General features: G+C 69.9%; 12 protein-coding genes. 5 read left to right on the forward strand and 7 right to left on the reverse strand.

Going from position 1 to position 16,717, the window contains the following annotated elements; translation table 11 throughout:
- From ENSA5_RS31530 to ENSA5_RS31540, 3 genes are all read left to right on the forward strand, one after another.
- A partial coding sequence (locus ENSA5_RS31530) for a hypothetical protein (RefSeq protein ID WP_219906900.1) occupies positions 1–978 on the forward strand: 978 nt, incomplete at its 5' end.
- A gap of 76 nt (positions 979–1,054) precedes the next feature.
- Positions 1,055–3,469, forward strand: a complete 2,415-nt coding sequence (locus tag ENSA5_RS31535) for a penicillin-binding protein 1A (protein WP_181198359.1) — start codon at positions 1,055–1,057, stop codon at positions 3,467–3,469.
- Positions 3,470–3,491: 22 nt separating this feature from the next.
- Positions 3,492–3,857, forward strand: a complete 366-nt coding sequence (locus tag ENSA5_RS31540; RefSeq protein ID WP_106395434.1) for a hypothetical protein — start codon at positions 3,492–3,494, stop codon at positions 3,855–3,857.
- 54 nt (positions 3,858–3,911) lie between these two features.
- Here the strand turns inward: ENSA5_RS31540 and ENSA5_RS31545 are convergent, their stop codons facing one another.
- The 7 genes from ENSA5_RS31545 to ENSA5_RS31575 form a co-directional block, all read right to left on the reverse strand.
- Positions 3,912–4,934, reverse strand: coding sequence for a hypothetical protein (locus tag ENSA5_RS31545; protein WP_146156322.1), 1,023 nt, complete (start codon positions 4,932–4,934; stop codon positions 3,912–3,914).
- 57 nt (positions 4,935–4,991) lie between these two features.
- On the reverse strand, positions 4,992–5,492 hold the full coding sequence (locus tag ENSA5_RS31550; RefSeq protein WP_106395436.1) for an EVE domain-containing protein: 501 nt from the start codon (positions 5,490–5,492) through the stop codon (positions 4,992–4,994).
- Positions 5,493–5,502: 10 nt separating this feature from the next.
- The gene (locus tag ENSA5_RS31555) at positions 5,503–7,359 is read right to left on the reverse strand and encodes a hypothetical protein (protein WP_146156323.1); all 1,857 of its coding nucleotides are present in this window, start codon (positions 7,357–7,359) and stop codon (positions 5,503–5,505) included.
- 81 nt (positions 7,360–7,440) lie between these two features.
- Positions 7,441–8,133, reverse strand: coding sequence for a hypothetical protein (locus tag ENSA5_RS31560; RefSeq protein ID WP_146156324.1), 693 nt, complete (start codon positions 8,131–8,133; stop codon positions 7,441–7,443).
- 206 nt (positions 8,134–8,339) lie between these two features.
- Positions 8,340–11,138 carry a DNA mismatch repair protein MutS gene (gene mutS, locus ENSA5_RS31565; RefSeq protein ID WP_106395439.1) on the reverse strand — a complete coding sequence of 933 codons (2,799 nt, stop codon included), beginning with the start codon at positions 11,136–11,138 and terminating at the stop codon, positions 8,340–8,342.
- Between the two features lie 125 nt (positions 11,139–11,263).
- Positions 11,264–12,073, reverse strand: a complete 810-nt coding sequence (locus tag ENSA5_RS38625) for an SPOR domain-containing protein (RefSeq protein ID WP_181198360.1) — start codon at positions 12,071–12,073, stop codon at positions 11,264–11,266.
- A gap of 76 nt (positions 12,074–12,149) precedes the next feature.
- Complete coding sequence (locus ENSA5_RS31575; protein WP_181198361.1) at positions 12,150–13,799, reverse strand: VanW family protein; 1,650 nt, start codon at positions 13,797–13,799, stop codon at positions 12,150–12,152.
- Between the two features lie 133 nt (positions 13,800–13,932).
- Here ENSA5_RS31575 and ENSA5_RS31580 point away from each other — a divergent pair, with 133 nt between their 5' ends.
- The gene (locus ENSA5_RS31580; RefSeq protein WP_146156327.1) at positions 13,933–15,276 is read left to right on the forward strand and encodes a HEAT repeat domain-containing protein; all 1,344 of its coding nucleotides are present in this window, start codon (positions 13,933–13,935) and stop codon (positions 15,274–15,276) included.
- Between the two features lie 21 nt (positions 15,277–15,297).
- Complete coding sequence (locus ENSA5_RS31585) at positions 15,298–16,686, forward strand: serine/threonine-protein kinase (protein ID WP_106395443.1); 1,389 nt, start codon at positions 15,298–15,300, stop codon at positions 16,684–16,686.
- Positions 16,687–16,717 lie beyond the last annotated feature (31 nt).

Genomic DNA, 16,717 nt, shown 5'->3' on the forward strand with positions numbered 1-16,717 from the left:
CCTTTGGGGGCGGCGGCCGCTGCCCCAGCGACCGCCGCCCCCAAAGGTGACATCGCCAGCGATCCGATGTCCGGCGGGGTCGCCTTCGATCCCGACGCCGGGCTGATCGACGACGTCGGCGGCGAGATCAAGGGTCGCGGCGGAGCCGGGCTAGCGATCTTCGCCGGCCTGATCGGCATCTGCGTGGGTGCCGGACTCGGCTGGATGGGTCATCGCGCGATCGACTCGCGGGATCGCGTGGCCGCGGCCAAGAAGAAGGCCGAGACCATCCAGGCCAAGGTCACCGAGATCGAGGAGACCCGCTCGCGGATCGCGCTCAAGATCGGTGAGGCCCAAGACGCCCTCGAGGCGAAGGAGGGCGAGAAGGCCGTCGCTGCCCTCTCGGAGCTCGAGCCGACCTACGCCGAGCTCGGCGACGTGTTTGGCTGGCAGATGGGCTCGATGCACCCCGACGTCATCAAGGCGATCTTCAGCCTCGCCGAGGCCAACAACAGCCTCCAGCTCGACGTCGGCATCCTCAAGGGCTGGATCGGCGCCAACGAGGCGATCCTGGCCAAGCGCGCCCAGGGCCCGTCGAGCTTCGTCGTGCTCGTCAACCCTCAAGGCGGCTCGATCCTCGCGGAGTACGTGTCCGCGATCTGTGACGAGATCCCCGCGGAGCTGCCCGAGGGCTTCGATCCCAAGTCACTGAAGAAGTGCGAGGGCGACAAGATCATGTCGGCCAACGCCTACATGGTTCGGACCGAGATCGGCGGCGACGTCTCGATGGTCCCCGCGACTGGGGCGCTCTTCCTCAACCCCTCGGGCCAGATGTACACCTACGCGATCGGAGCGAACCCCGAGGCCAACGCCAAGGCGTACTTCGACATCCGCATGAGCAAGCTCAAGGATACGATGGACGCCATGGTCAAGCTCAAGGACGACGCGATGGCGGGCATCGAGAACTACACCAGCGATCCCCCCGTGAATGGCGAGTAGCCCAACGAGTGACGCCAGCGGCCAAGCCCGGCCGCTGGCTAGGGTTTGGGTCACAAACCCCGCGAGAGCTGGCCTGTTGGGCTGGCTCTTTCGCTATGTCGTGCTCGTGGCGCTGCTCTCGCTGCTCGGCCTGACGATGGTCGGGCGCGCGGCCTACCGCTACTTTGCGAGCGACCTGCCGGATCTCGACTCGGTCTCGGCCTACCGAGACCAGGCCCCCGGCGTCACGAGGATCCACGCCGCCGACGGCACCTTGCTGGCCGAGCTCGCCCGCGAACATCGGGCCTACGCCCGGCTCGAGGACGTCCCCGAGCCGCTGATCGCCGCGTTCTTGTCGGCCGAGGACCGCCGCTTCTACGCGCACAACGGCCTCGACTTTCGCGGCCTCGCGCGCGCGGCCAAGGCCAACGTCAAGTCGGGCACGATCGTCCAGGGCGGCTCGACGATCACCCAGCAGGTCGCAAAGAGCTTCCTGTCCGATCAAGAGCGCACCCTCGAGCGCAAGGTCCGAGAGGCGATCTTGTCGCTGCGCATGGAGTCCCGCGTCGGCAAGGCGGCGATCCTCGAGATCTACCTCAACAAGATCTTTCTGGGCCACGGCGCCTACGGGGTTGGAGCGGCCGCGAGCCGCTACTTCGACAAGCAGCTCGACGAGCTGACGCTGGCCGAGTCGGCGCTGATCGCCGGGCTCGCCCAGGCGCCCAGCCGCTGGTCACCCGTGACCAACCCCGAGCTCGCGCAGCGCCGACGCGACGAGGTCCTGTTCGACATGGTCGAGGCCGGCTACCTCGAGACCAGCGAGGCCGAGGCCGCGAGCGCCGAGCCGATCGTGCTCGCCAAGCTCCGCGATCCCTTCCGCTGGCGCGCGCCCTTTTACGCCGAGCACGTCCGCCAGGTCGTGGGCGAGCGGCTCGGGCCCGAGGCCGTGCTCAGCGACGGCCTCGTGATCGAGAGCGGCACCAACTTGGTCCTTCAGGCCGCGGCCGATCACGCCGTCGACCACGCCGCGCGCAAGCTCGACCGCCGCCAGGGCTGGCGTGGACCGGTCGCCCACCTCAGCAAGCCGGCCGCCCGCGAGCGCCTCCACGCGCGCATGCTCAGCGAGTACGGCGAGCAGCCCTTCGTCGCGCCCGAGCGCTGGCTGCTCGGGCTCGTGACCGAGCTCGAGCGCTACGAGGCCGTGGTCGACCTCGGCGCGGTCGAGGGCTCGCTGCTCCTGCGCGGGGCCAACTGGGCCGCCCCCTACGACCCCCGAAGCGGCGAGAACGACAAGACGATCGGCGATCTCCGTCGCGCCCTCGAGATCGGCGACGTCGTCTGGGTTCGCCCCCACCTCAACGCCGAGGGCGAGCTTCAGCGCGACGACGAGCGCGGGACCTTCACCCTCTCGCTCGGCCAGACCCCGCGGGTCGAAGGCACGCTGTTCACCTACGATCACGGCCTCGGCTACGTCGAGGCCATGGCCCCCGGGGTCGACTACGACCGCTCGCAGTACAACCGCGCGACCCAGGCCTGCCGCTCGCCGGGCTCGGTGTTCAAGGCCTTCTACTACGCGCTGGCCCTCGACGAGGGCTGGCAGATGGACGACGTGCTCGAGGCCAAGCCGTGGGAGCCCGAGCCCGGCGAGGAGTGGAACCCGCGCAACATCGACAAGACGATCGACGGCAAGGTCTTGCTGCGCACGGCCCTGATCAAGTCGCTCAACACCCCTTCGATCCGCCTGTTCCTGGCCGTCGGCATCCAGGACGTGATCAACTTCGCCCGCAAGCTCGGGTTCACGACCGAGCTGATCGCCGACAAGGGTCTGTCGCTCGGAGCCTCGTGCGTGCACATCGACGAGCTGACCGGGGCGTTCGCGGTGTTCGCCCGGGGCGGCAGCCGCCGCGACCCGGTCTACCTCCGCCGCGTGACCGACAAGCACGGCCAGCTGCGGATCGATCAGCGCCACCCCTTCGACGGCGCGGTCGACATCGCCGGCCGCATCGATCGCATGGCCGCGCTGGCCAGCGATCCCCCCGCGCAGCTCGTGGATCCGCGGACCAATTTTCTCATCAGCCGACTCTTGCGTGAGGTCGTGACCTCCGGAACCTCGACCCGGGCGAACTCGATCGGTGCGCCCGCGGCGGGCAAGAGCGGCACCTCCTCGGGCCACTTCATGCGTGATGGACGCTGGGATGACCTGACCACCGACACCTGGTTCGTCGGCTACACCTCCCGGCACGCGACCGCGGCCTGGATGGGCTTCGACGACCGCAACGAGCGCTCGCTCGGCGATGAGGACGCGAGCTACACGACGGCGATCCCGCTGTGGACCGACTTCATGAAGGCCGTGGTCGCAGACCGAAGCCACGAGCGAGTCCCGCCGTCGACGCCGCAGGGCATCGGCACCAAGATCGTCGACGCGACCCACGGCGGGCCCCCCGTCCCTGGCATGCCCCAGGCGACCATCTATTATCGCTTTGACCTCCGCCGCACGCCCGCGGAGCACTGACCCCTGCCCCTGACTCGCCGCGATGTTCGGATACCTCGCCAACCTCACCCAGGCCAACACGGCCGGCGCCCTCATCGCCTTGGCGGTGGTCTTCGTCGTGCTCGTCGGAGCCACGCTCGCGCTCGAGAGCGAGCAGGCTCAGGCCCACCTCGCCGGGTTCGCCTGGTACCAGCGCTTCGAGCTGCTGCGCCCCGCCGACCTCCGCTTTCGCGGCCTGGTCTCGCTCGGCGTCGGCCTGTGCAGCTTCGCCGCGCTGCTGACCCTCAAGCTGTTTGTGCCCGATGTCAGCGCCTGGTCTGCGCTCGCGCTCGCGAGCTTGTCGGTCGTGGCGATCACGCTCGGGGCGGCGTTCCTCGAGCGCGCCGCCCACCTCGACGGCTACCGTTAGTTCGTACCTCGCCGCAGCGGCGAGGTACTCGTCCCGCGTCTACTCGCCCCCGCGTTACTCGTCGAGGTCGCCGCGGAGCTCTTTGCACTTCTCCGTGTCTTCGATCATGTTGCCCTCGTCGTCGTAGCAGATGTCGCTACCGCCGAGCACGTCGGACACGTCGTCGGTGAACTCGCCGCTCTCGAGCCCGGTTGGGAGCCGCGGACCGTACTCGTCCTCGGCCTCACCGCTGACGACCGAGACCACGAAGGCGCCGTGGACCGCGGTCATGTCGAACGCGCGGACGCGGTCGTTGTCGGCGGAGTCCCACTGGACGTAGTCGATCAGCTTGATCTGGGTCTCCTCGTCGACCTCGAACTTTTTCTCGGGGCTCATGCCGAACCAGCTCTTGAACTTCTGGTCGAGGATCTGCTGGTAGGTCAGGCCCGGCCAGGCCTGGGTCCCGTAGGCGTAGACGATCTTGTAGAGCTCACCCTCCTTGAAGAAGTAGAACTTCTTCAAGGTCGGGGACTTGATCCAGACCATCTCCTCGTTCTCGTTGTCCTTGAACTCGTGGCCGATGAGCGAGACCCCCCAGCGGTGGTGGGCGGCCTCCTCGAACCGGACGTGGTTCTTGGCGATCTCGCCGACCTGCTCGCGCTTCCACTCGCGGTTCTTGTCTTGCTCGATCGGATCTTTGGTCTTGGCCTGGCGCTCGGCGTACTCGTCTTCGATGTCCCGCTCGAGCTGGGCCATGACCGTCTTCAGGTCCATGCCCCAGCGGAACCGACCCATGAGCTTGCGAGCGCCGTGGGCCGCGGTCACTTCCGGCTGCGGATCGACCATCTTGCACTCGCGCTTGCTGCCCTTGCCCGTGCACTGCTCGACGGGCTTCTTGAGCGGCGGGAGCTCGGAGCGCTCGCCGTAGCTCTCGTCGAGGGCCGACTCCTCGTCCTCGGTGTCATAGGCGTCGCGCGAGCCGACGAGGTTCTCCTCGTTGCTGACATCGGGCGCCTCCGTCTGACCGCCGCGATCGCAGCCAGCCTGAGCACAGACACCAACCAACAGAACGAGAGTTGCACAGATCGAGCGCTTCATGCTGCCTCCGGGCGCGGAAGGTACCACATCCGCTCCGAACTTTGCACTCGCTCGTGGTCAGCGAACGCGGGTCTTGGCCCCGCCGAGTCGCAAGACCCGGGCGAAGTGCGCCTTGTCGACGGGCTGGATCGAGAGTCGCTGCCCTCGCCGCGCCACGAGCATGCCCTCGAGCGGCCCCTCGGGCTGAGCCTCGGCCTTGAGCGCGTCGAGCGTGACGAGCTCCGGGAGCTTCTCGACGAATTCGACGTCGACCATCCACCAGCGGGGAGCTTCGGGATCGGACTTGGGGTCGTAGTAGTTGGAGGCCTCGTCGAAGGCGTGGTGATCGGGGTAGGCCTCGGTCACGACCCGGGCGACGCCCGCGACCCCGGGCGGCTTGGCGTTCGAGTGGTAAAACAGGACGAGATCGCCGATCGCCATCTCGTCGCGCATGAAGTTGCGAGCCTGGTAGTTGCGGACGCCCTCCCACTCGCCACGCTTGTCCCGGGCGAGATCGTCGATCGAGTAGACGTCGGGCTCGCTCTTCATCAGCCAGTAGCGTCGTTTGCGGCGCGCCATGGGCCTGAACCTACTCCCATGGCCAGGGCACGGCCAGCGTCCACGGACCCCGGTACATGCGCTCGATCGAGCGGATGCGGCCGTCGCCGTCCATGACGTAGTCGGTCGGCATCGCGTCCCCGGGCATCTCCTCGATGAAGAAGGGCAGGTAGATGTCCTCCTCGTGGATGTGGTCGTTGGCGCCGCCGATCTCGGGCGCGGCGACGCCCCACAGACCGAAGGTCGCGCCGGAGAGATCCCAGCGATCGATGAAGCCGTCGGGCGCGACGTCGGTGTTCGTGAGCATGATCGCTTCGCCGCGTCCGAGGTCCCAGCCCTCGCGCCGGAGCCAGGCAAGATCCTCGAGCTGCGGCCACATCAGCGCGCAGTCGGGCCAAAACCAGATGGTCTGGCTGCCCGCGGCGGTCGGGAGCGTGTAGATCTGCTGGTCGGCGTCGGCGAGGGTCAGGGTCGGGAACACGTCGCCCGTCGCGGGCGGGAAGAGCTCGTCAGGCTCGCGCTGGGCGAGGACCACGACCGTGCTCGACACCGGCTCGCCCTCGCTCGGTACGCTCGGATCGTAGGACCGCACGCTCAGCGCAGCGCTGGGCTCGTCGGACGCGAGCAGCTCGGCGCGCAGCGAGGCAGGGAGGTCGACCTCGACGACCGCCCCGGGGCCAAGCTCGCGGGCCCAGATCGGCTCGCGATCGAACCACAGCTCGGCCCGCAGCGGAATTCGCCCAGGGTTGCGCATGCGCCAGCGCACGGGGCCTTCGGGCTGAACATAGATACCCCGGGGGACATCGAGATCGAGCACCTCGCCCTCGGGGTCGATCGCCCAGCGCTCGACCCACAGCCAGTCCGAGGTCAGGAGCTCGCCGTCATGGATCACGCCGTGGAGCATGTTGCCCGCCCGCGCGAAGCCGAGCTTGCCCGCCGGCCCAAACCCGAACATCCGCGGCGTCGGCTCGTCGAGCTTCCAGGCGAACGCGCCGCTGAGCGTCACGGCGATCGCGACATCACCGGAGAGCAAGCCTGTGGTCACCACCGCTGGCGGCTCGAGGGTCTGCTCGAGGCGCAGCTGCCCGCCCTCGACCTCGACCACGGCCATGCCGCCCGAGCCGAGCCCGACGCCGACCCGAGCTCCGCCTTCGGCGTCGGCGCTGAGGCCGAGCGCGGGGCCGCGCAGCGGCAGTCGATCGAGCTCGGCCCAGGTGCCCGGCTCGAGCAAGCGAAGCTCGGCGCCCGTGCCCTCGGCGTCCGCGAACAAGGTCACGACCTGCCCGCCGACGCCCGCGCTGACCCGTGCGTTGCCGCTGACGCCGGTGTCGCTCAACCCCGACAGCGAGCCATCGGGGCCGATCTCGGCGGTCCACAGCCCGCCGTCAAAATGGTGGATCAGCAGCTGCTCCCCGACGACCTCGAGATCCCGTGTCCCCCACTGCTCGAGCTCGAAGCCCTCGCGCCACCTCGCGACCCCTGGGGTCGAGAGGTCGTAGATCTCGAGACGTACGAGGGGCGTCAAGCCCGACGGGGCATCCGATCCGCAGTAGAGCGTATCGGACGCGACGTGGACGGCGAGGCTGGTGCAGCGCAGGAGCTCCTCGCCCTCGCTGCCCGGGTCGGTCCGGGTCACGCCGCCGTCGTCGTCGAGCCGCAGGCTGCTGACGCCGAGGGTGCTGTTGGCAACGTAGACGTGGCCCTCGTGGACGAGCAGCTCGACGAGGTGGTCTTCGCGGGTTGCGAAGTCGCCACCGCGCAGCGCGAGCCCAGGCTTCAGCGAGCTGACGGGGATCGGCTCGGGGTCTTGCTCGGACGCCGGAGCGCAGCCGAGCGTCGCGCCCGAGAGCAGCAGCGCCATCGCTACGTGTTGGAGGCTGCGGAACAAGGCTGGCCCAGTTTAGCAGGCTGAAACGCGAACGAACGTCGACCCGAGGGGATCGACGTTCGTCAGCTCGTCGGTGAAGAGCTACTCGAAGGTGCACAACCCGCGCATGTTGCCATCGCCGTCGGGGGAGCCCGAGGGCTGGCAGGTCGCGCCGCACTGGCACTGGGTCCCACCGATGACCGTTGAGTCGACGTAGCAACGCGAGACGCAGTAGCTGGCGTCGGCACCGTTGAGGTAGCAGGTGCCCTGCGCCGAGGTCTGGGTGTGCTCGGGGCACGCGTTGGCGAGGCCCGAGCACTCCGGCGCACAGAAGCCGCCCGAGACTCCGAGGGGGCTCATGAACGGCTCTTGCGGGATCGGATCGCCGGATTGCGAGATGTAGTCCGAGCACGCGCCGTCGACGATCGGCCCGTAGGGCTGGTCGGGATCGAGCTCATCGAGGGCACACACGCTCTCGTGGCACTGGCTCTCGGTCGGGTGGCTCAGGAGCGCCTTCTCGACCTCGCTCTTGCAGGTGCTGTAGCAGCCCTGCGCCTCCTCCTCGGTCGCGTTACACCAGCACGAGCCCTCGGCCCCATACTGGGCCTCGACGGTCTCGGCCGAGTCGGGCACCAGCGCCCCGATGCAGCGGACAAACTGCTCGCAGATCTCGGGCTGCTCGAAGCACTCACTGCTGCCAGTGTCGCCGTCACCGGAGTCACCATCACCATCGCCGCTGCCGGTCTCACCGGCCATGGTGTCTGCGTCACCGTCATCGCCGTCGCATGCGGACACGCTCAGGCTCAGGACAAGGCCAAGGAAAGAGGCTGTAAACAAGGGGAACTTTCGCATTTGAGTCTCCGGGTCGCGCGGGCAATCTATCATAGCGATTCCGGGGCCCGCAGCGATTTTTATGAGCGGGGATCACGGCGCGGCGAGGCTCCATGGCGTGCTCCAGACCACGGGTCCGTCGATCTCCGAAGACAACGAAGTAGCACCGCTCACTCGCCTGCGCGCAGTCGATCGCACAGGCGGTAGATCAGCGCCTGGGCATCGCGTGGGGTGAGCTGATCCGGATCGCAGTCTTCGATCTCCGCGAGCACGTCAGCGGCCGCTGGGGACAGCGCTGCGGCCGAATTGGCCAGCGGGTCGAGCGTGGCCTGGCCCTGGTCATCGGGCGCTCGCGGAGCAAAGAGATCGAGCTGCGAGCTCGGGGCTGCGCGCTCTTGGGCCTCGAGGCGATCGAGGATCCGCTGGGCTCGGCGCAACAGGCGAGCGGGGAGCCCGGCGAGGCGCCCGACCTGGATACCGTAGCTGCGCCCGGCCGGACCGGGCTCCACGCGATGGAGAAACACGATCTTGCCGCGATGCTCGTGGACCGCGACGTGGACGTTGCGAACCCCCGCCAGCCGCGCCTCGAGCCCGCACAGCTCGTGGTAATGGGTTGCGAACATCGTCCGACAGCCGACCTGATCGTGGAGGTGCTCGGTGATCGCCCAGGCCAGCGCGAGGCCGTCGAAGGTCGCGGTGCCCCGGCCGATCTCGTCGAGCAGCACCAGCGAGCGCGGGCTCGCCTGGGCCACGATCTGCGCTGTCTCACGCATCTCGACCATGAAGGTGCTGTCGCCACGGCCGAGGTCGTCTGCCGCGCCGACCCTCGTGAACACCCGATCGATCAGACCGATCCGGGCGCTCGCGGCGGGCACGAAGCTGCCCACGTGAGCGAGGATCGCAATCAGCGCGACCTGGCGCATGACGGTGCTCTTGCCGCCCATGTTGGGCCCGGTGATCACCCACAGCCGCGCCGCGTCGGCGCTGCCGTGGGTCCCGGCCGCGAGCTCCGTGTCGTTGGGGACGAAGCGACCCGCGCCGAGCATGCGCTCGACGACCGGGTGGCGCCCCTCTCGGATCTCGAGCTCCGGGGCGTCGAGCAGCTGCGGGCGAACGAAGTCGTGGACCTCCGCGACCTCGGCGAGGCCGGCGAGCACGTCCAAGGTCGCGAGCGCGTCGCCGAGGGTCACCAGGCGCTCGCCCGCGTCGCTGACCTCGCGGCGCAGGGCCTCGAACAGCTCGTGCTCGCGGGCCAGGGCCAGGGTCTGGGCGTCGAGGACCTTGGCCTCGAGCCCCGCGAGCTCCTCGGTCACGTAGCGCTCGGCGTTGACCAGCGTCTGCTTGCGGACCCAGTTGGTCGGGACCTTCTTGATGTGGGCCTTGGGGACCTCGAGGAAGTAGCCGAACACGTTGTTGTGCTTGACCTTGAGGCTGGTGATCCCGGTCGCCTCGCGCTCGCGGCTCTCGATCGCGGCGAGCTTGGTCCGACCGCCGGCCGCGAGCTCGCGCTGCTCGGCCAGGACCGCGTCGACGCTCGAGCGGATCATGCCGCCGTCGCGGGCGACCGCGGGGGGATCGTCGACGAGGGTCGCCTCGAGCCGCTTGCACAGGTCGGCGAGCAGGTCGGTGCCGAGGTCCAGGATCGCCGGCAAGCACTTGTCTGTCCGCCGCGTGCCGAGCTCGGCCAGGAGCTGCGCGAGGCTCGGCACGGCTTGAAGGCTCGCGCGCAGGGCCCCGAGCTGACGCGGGCTGATCGTGCCGAGCCGGGCTCGGGCCGCGAGGCGCACGACGTCGCGCACGTCCTTGAGCCGCGACTGGAGCTCGGCGCGGAGCCGGGACTCGCCGAGCAGCGCCGCGATCCCGTCCTGGCGCGCGCCGATCGCCGCGATGTCGAGGAGCGGCGCGCCCATCCACGCCCGCAGCAGCCGCGCGCCCATGGAGGTCTGGGTTCGGTCGACGGCCCACGACAGCGAGCCCCGAGCCTGACCGTCGCGCAGGGTCCGAAAGATCTCGAGGTTGCGCAGCGAGGTCTCGTCGAGGATCAGGTGGCGGCTGGGCTCGTGGCGGCGGAGACGATGCAGGAGCAGGGTCTGGCCCGGCTGCGTGGCCTCGGCGTAGGCGAGGGCCGTGGCCGCGGCCTCGGCTTCGTCCGCGCCGAGGGCCAGGCCGGTCCCGCCCTCTTCATAGAGGTGGCGGACGCGCCCGATCAGGCTCGCGGGATCGGCGGCCCCGTCGAGGGAGTCGCCGGTCGTCAGCGCCGGGCACTCGGGCCCGAGCGAAGCGCGGAGCCAGGCGTGGGTCGAGGCCGGGGCGAGGATCTCTCGCGGGCTCAGGCGCGCGAGCTCGGCGCGGAGATCTTCGAGGCGGCGGCAGCCCATGACCACGAACTCGCTCGACGAGATGTCGAGGGCCGCGAGCGCGGCCGCGAGCGGTGCGGCCGCCTTGGCCTTGCCCTTGGCTTTGGACTTGGACTTGGCGTTCCCGTCTGTCGGCGCCTGCGGCTCGCGTCCATCGTCATCGATCAACGCCGCCGCCCGCGGCCCGGGGACCAGCGCGACCAGGTAGTTCGGCTCGCCGCCGCTGAGGTGCTCCTCGTCGAGCAGCGCGCCCGGGGTCACGACGCGCACGACCTCGCGGCGGACGATCTTCGGGCCCTTGCGCTTGCGCGCCTCCTCGGGCGTCTCCATCTGCTCGGCGATCGCTACCTTGAAGCCGCGCTCGACGAGCGTGCGCAGGTACCCGCCGATCGCGTGATAGGGGACCCCGGCCATGGGCACCGGATCCTCGGCGTTCTTGTCGCGGCTGGTCACCGCGATGTCGAGCACCGGCCCGACGGTGACCGCGTCCTCGAAGAACATCTCGTAGAAGTCCCCCATTCGGAACATCACGATCGCGTCGGGATAGCGGCCCTTGATCGCAAGGAACTGCCGCATCACCGGGCTGTCGGCGCTGTTGTGCGGAGCCGGCACGGAGCGTGGGTTGTAACGAATTTTGCGCCCCGGAGGCAGACCCGAAGATCGAAAGCGGCCGCGCGCGGCGGCCCGATCGCGAAAACGGGCCCTTTCGGGCCCGTCTGCGTGTTCGAGGGTGGACCTCAGAGGCTGACGACGTAGGCGATGATGTGCTGGGCCTGCTCGAAGCTCTGCTTGGCCGCGACCGCGTCGTCCCAGCTGTCGAAGGTGCCCAGGCGCACGCGATGCCAGGTCCGGCCGCGGACCTCATGGCTCTCGATCCGGACGTCGTGGCCGTCGTGACGCAGCTTCTCGGCCAGCTTGTCGGCGTCCTCCTGGCGGGAGAAGGCCTTCATCTGGAGCGTGAACATGCGCTTACCCTTGCTCGCCGAGCCTGCGTCCCCTGCCCCGGCCTTGGCCTTGGTCTTGGCCTTGGCCTTGGCCTCGGTCTTGGGCTTGGCCTGAGCCGCCTCGGGCGCAGTGTGGGCGAGGGCTTGCTGTTGCTCGGCGATCTTGGCGTCGAGCTCGGCAGCCTCGGCCTCGTGCTGCTCGACCGCGCGCGCCGCCTCGCTCGGCTTGGCCGGCTCCGCGGCCTCAGCCTGCGCCGCAGCCTCGGCCTGCGCGGCCCGCTCGGCCCGGACCTCGCCCTCGTCGCGGGGCGGCACCTCGGGATCGCGGGTCGGCGGGATCGCCTCGGCGTCGGACTCGGCGAGACCTTGCTGAAACGCGAAGCGCTCGTCCTGCTCCGCGTCGGCCTCGAGCAACGCGAGCGAGTCTCCGCCGCCGATCGCCGCGACCTCCTGGCCCGGCTCCCAGTGGATCCGACGCCCAGTCATGATCCCGAGCGCGAACACGAAGCAGCCGATCACGGACAGACCGAAGAACAGAAAGAAGATCTGACGGTTATCCAAAGACAGCTCGACTTTGTCCTTCCACTTGTGCATTTCACGCATGTTCTGACTCCTGAGAGGCTGGACTTCTCGCCTAAAACATTTCGGGGCCGAGCACGAAAAACCGGCGAAAGCGGGCCTACTGCATCAGCCGCATCGAGGCCGCCGGGTCGCGCAGCGGCGGCAGCTTCTTGACCTCGGGGACCTCGCCGCTCGGGTTGGTTCCGACCCGGATGATCTCCCGCGTCGCGGGGTAGCGGAGCTCCCAGCTCTGCTCGGACTCGACCTCGCCGCCGCGGTAGAGCTTGCGGACGCGCTCGAGCTTGAAGCCCCGCATCCCGCGTTGGGCCACGACCTCGGTCCCGGTCAAGAGGCTCGGGTCGGTCCGGTAGACCGTCTCGAAGGGCATCGACTCGACCAGCGAGCGCTCGAACGCGACCTGGTAGGGCCGCTGAGGTCCGAGGATCTCGGCCTGGACCTGGCCCTGGCTGACGGTCATGTGAAGCACGACCGGGAACTCGAAGGGGTTGCGCAGGACCAGATCGACGGTGTCCCAGACCACGGTCACGTCGAGGCCCATGTCGACGTAGCCGCTCGGGCGACTGTGCGGGCGCGCGCGCACGACCTCGAGGCCCGCGAAGAAGGCGGCGCCGAAGATCGTGCTCGAGATCTGGCAGATGCCGCCGCCGAGCACGTCGATGATCTGCCCGCCCGAGATCCCCGGCGCCCAGCGGTAGCCGTTCTCCGCGCTGCGCGCTCCGACGACCTCGTTGAACGAGAAGGTCTCACCGGGCATCAAGACGTAGCCGTCGAGGGCCGCGGCGCCGACCTTTAGATTGGAGGTCCGATCGGCGGCCCTGGCCTCCATCGAGTAGGGCGTCGAGAACGATCCGACCACGACGCCGACGTCGAGCGCGTCGATGCCCTCGGCCGCGAGCTGCTCGGCGAGCGGATCGGCGACGGCGGGCTTGGGCGCGACCGCGAGCTCGATGTGATCGACGCCCGAGGCCAGCCCGATCGCGACGCTCGACAGGGAGTCGTAGGGCAGCAACGAGGTCCCGTGGGTCGCGGGCAAGACCTTGCGGGCCTCGAGATCGAGGCGGGTCGGGAGCGACATCGTGTCGACGGCCGGGGCGAGCTCGACCAGCTGCGCGAGCGCCTTGCGCTCATCGAAGCGCATGCCGACGCGCAGATCGACCAGCCCGCGCCGAGCCCGGGCCCGGGCCTGGAGATCGCTGACGAGATCCCCGCTGCGGCCGTAGCGGAGCGCCTGCTCGACGACAGCCTCGGGATCGGGGACAGCCCCGAGCGCGCGCGCGCTGGTCCTGGCCGAGACCGGACCTGCGGTCAGGGTCATCCCCCGATCGAGGGTCCGCTCGCTCGCGGCCAAGGCCTCGGCCTCGACGCCAGAGCGGTCGAGCTTGCCGACCTCCTCGCCGGCGAGGGTCAAGCCGGGCACCGTGCGCTCGGCCGACTGGCTGGTCTCCCACGCTCCGGCGAGGACCGCGGCGGCCGTGGCGGTGGCGGCCAACATCGCGATGGACTCGGCGCCCGCGAGGACCGCGATCCAGCCCCGAAGGCCGCGCCGCTCGGGCTCGTGGCGCGTCTGTGGTGTGGCCCGCAGCTCGGGCGCGCTCGGATCCAGATCGACGGCGCGCTCGGCCTTGCGCTGGGCGGCAGGTGTCGGCGCGCGCTTGCGCCGAGGTCCCGCCCGCTCACGGCGGCGGACGGCGCGAACCCCAGGCTCCGCCTGGCCGCGGTCGGTGCGAAGGGCAGCTTGTGCGGTCACCGCTTCGCAAGCTAGGCAAGGCCGGCCCAGACACCAAAAAAACGCAGATCTCGGCCCCGATCTCGACCCGACCCGGCACAAATACCGGAACCGACCGCGCCAGACGTGGTCAGCACGCGGTATGAACCACGCCATGGCCGCGAAAGCCCCCCGAGAATATGGCCGGAACCAGCCCCGACGAACCGGCGTCAAGCTGTGGCTGGCGGTCGTCTCGGCCAACCTGATCGGGCTGTTCGCGGCGGTCTACGTGTCGTCCTACCTCCGCGTCGGGGCCGGCAACCCCGACGTCCTGTTCATCTTCTATTACGGCGCGATGGTCCTCGCCGGCCTCGTCGACGGGCTGTGGCTCGACGAGGTCCTGTTCAAGGGCGCCTTCCGCCGCAGCCTCCAGGGCAAGACCGGCCGCTTCGTCGGCAAGGGCGACGACATCGAGGAGGTCGCGGCCTCGATGCAGCGCAGCAGCGTCAGCTTTCCGATCGTGGTGGTCGTGTGCGTGGGCCTGACCTACGGCCTGTTCAACCTGGTCAATCGGGGCTTCGACAACTGGTGGCGCGACATCGGCGAGCACGCCTACACCCTCCGCAGCGCGAGCTCCACGAGCGCACAACAGCAGCAGGCAGTGATTGAACTATCTGCACGTATCCGACCGGAAGTACTGACAATTCTCGAGTCGGAGCTCCTCGATGGCGACCCCGAGGTCGAGGCCTGGGCGGCCTGGGCGATCGGCCGTCACAAGGAGAACGACGCCATGAACATCAACCGGGTCCCGGCCCTCATCGAGCGGGTCCGCAACGGCGCCCCCCCGGTCCAGCGCGAGGCCCTGCTCAGCCTCGCCCGCCTCCAGCACCAGGCGATCGCCGACGAGGTGCAAGCCGCGCTCGCGGCCGAGCTCGACGCCGGGGGCCCCGTGGATCTGCGCCTGATCTGGGGCCTCGGCTACCTGCAAAACGCCGAGTCGCTGCCGGTCCTCGACAAGGCCCTGTACCACCCCGATGAGGCCATCCAGCGCCTCGCGGCCTGGGCCCTGGCCCAGCACCGCGACAGCGGCAAGGGCCGCGAGGCCGCGGATCTGCTCGAGCAGCGCCTGCCCGCCGCGCCGCTGGCCACCAAATGCGCGATCGTGCACTCGCTGGGCGTGCTCGCCGACGAGCGCTCCAACCTCGCGCTGATCCACGCCTACGACAGCTTGACGCCTGAGCAGCGCCAGTTCATCTGCGAGCGCATCACGCTCTACGCCAGCCCCGACGGCGAGCATGACCGGGAGGATCTCCTCATGCCGCAGGAGCGCTACGGGCTCAAGACCATCCAGGCGCTCGGGGCGATGCGCGCGACGACGCCGCAGATCCGGGCCGAGGTCGAGCCGTGGGTCGAATCGGTGATCGCAGACAAGAGCACGGCCGGGCTGACCCGGGAGTCAGCGCAGTCGCTGCTGAGCGGAATCCGCTCACAGCGAGACGACCGTCGCGCGAGCCCCTGAGTTGGCTTATGCTCGCGCCGCGTGCTCGCCCCGGGCGCCATCGTCGATCCCGAAGACCTGAGGATTCCTGGTGAACAACCGGGGACCCCGATGGTCGTGCTCGATGATCTCGGCGCGACGCCCCACGGCCAGCGCTTCCGCGCCCGCCAGGGCAAGAGCCTCCTGCTCCTGACGGTCCTGTCTCCCGACGTCACGATGCAGCGGGAGCTGCGGGACCTCCTGAGCCACCGCATCGTCCTGGCCGGCGAGATCAGCCACCCCAACTTGCTGCCGACCTACGGCTGCGTTCGGCTCCCGCTCGGCGAGGACGGCTTCGACACCCTGTTCGTCGTGCGGCCCGACCCCGGCTGCCCGACCCTGCGCCAGTGGCTGCACGAGGTCTGGCAGGCCGGTCACGCCCTCGACCCCCTCAACGCGGTCGCGATCGCCGTCCAGCTGTGCGAGGCGCTCGGCGTCCTCCACGAGCGCTATCCCCACGGCTACGTCACCGTCGACAACGTGTTCATGTACCCGACGGGCGGGATGCCGCAGGCGCTGCTCTCGGGCACCGCCGAGGGGGCGCTGCTGCCCTTCGCCCCCGACTTCGAGCGCTTCGTCCAGGCCGGCTATCTGCCCCAGGCCGGGCGCGAGCTGTTCGAGTCGCCCTACGAGCCCCGCGCCGAGACCGACGTGCTCGGCGCAGCCGCGCTCGTGGTCGAGATCCTCACGGGCCAACCGCTCGAGCCTGGCGCGCCCCTCGATCACCTCGGGTTGCCGCCGCGACTCCAGCAGATCCTCGAGGTCGCCAGCCGCCCGGATCCCAACGAGCGACCGGCGGAGATCCTGATGTTCTCGCGTCGGCTTCAGGCCGCCGTGGGTCTCGGCGAGGATCCGACCGAGCCGTCGGCCGTGCTCGAGCCCGTCCAGCACGGCGATCACGCGGACCCGCGCTACCCGGCCGTGCGCGCTCGGGCCTGGCGCCCGCCCCCGCCGGCTCCTCCCCCGTGGGTCGAGCGAGACACCGGGCCCACGCAGGGCTCGGGCGCATGGAACGTCGGCGCCCCGACCCCGGGCTCGGGCGCATGGAACGTCGGCGCCCCCACTCCCGGCTCGGGCGCATGGAACGTCGGCGCCCCCACTCCCGGCTCGGGCGCCTGGAACGTCGGGCGACCGACCCCCGGCTCCGGGGCCTGGGCCCAGCCCACCGCGCCGGGTTCGGTGCCGACGCCCGTGCCCGACCAGAGCGCGTCCAACTGGCAAGCCGCGAGCTCCGGCCCCTTCCCTGGGCCGACCATGTCTGCACCCACCGCGCCGCCGGTACGCCCCGCGTTCGGACGCAACTTCCCCGTGCACGACGAGCCCAGCGGCGAGCTCAGCCCGAGCACGGCCGACGGCTCGGTCGGATCCTCGCCGAGACCCACGGCGGCCTGAAGCCGACGCGAGAACATCAGGATCTCCGCCG

The sequence above is a fragment of the Enhygromyxa salina genome (assembly GCF_002994615.1).
GTDB classification, from domain to species: Bacteria; Myxococcota_A; Polyangia; order Nannocystales; family Nannocystaceae; genus Plesiocystis; species Plesiocystis salina_A.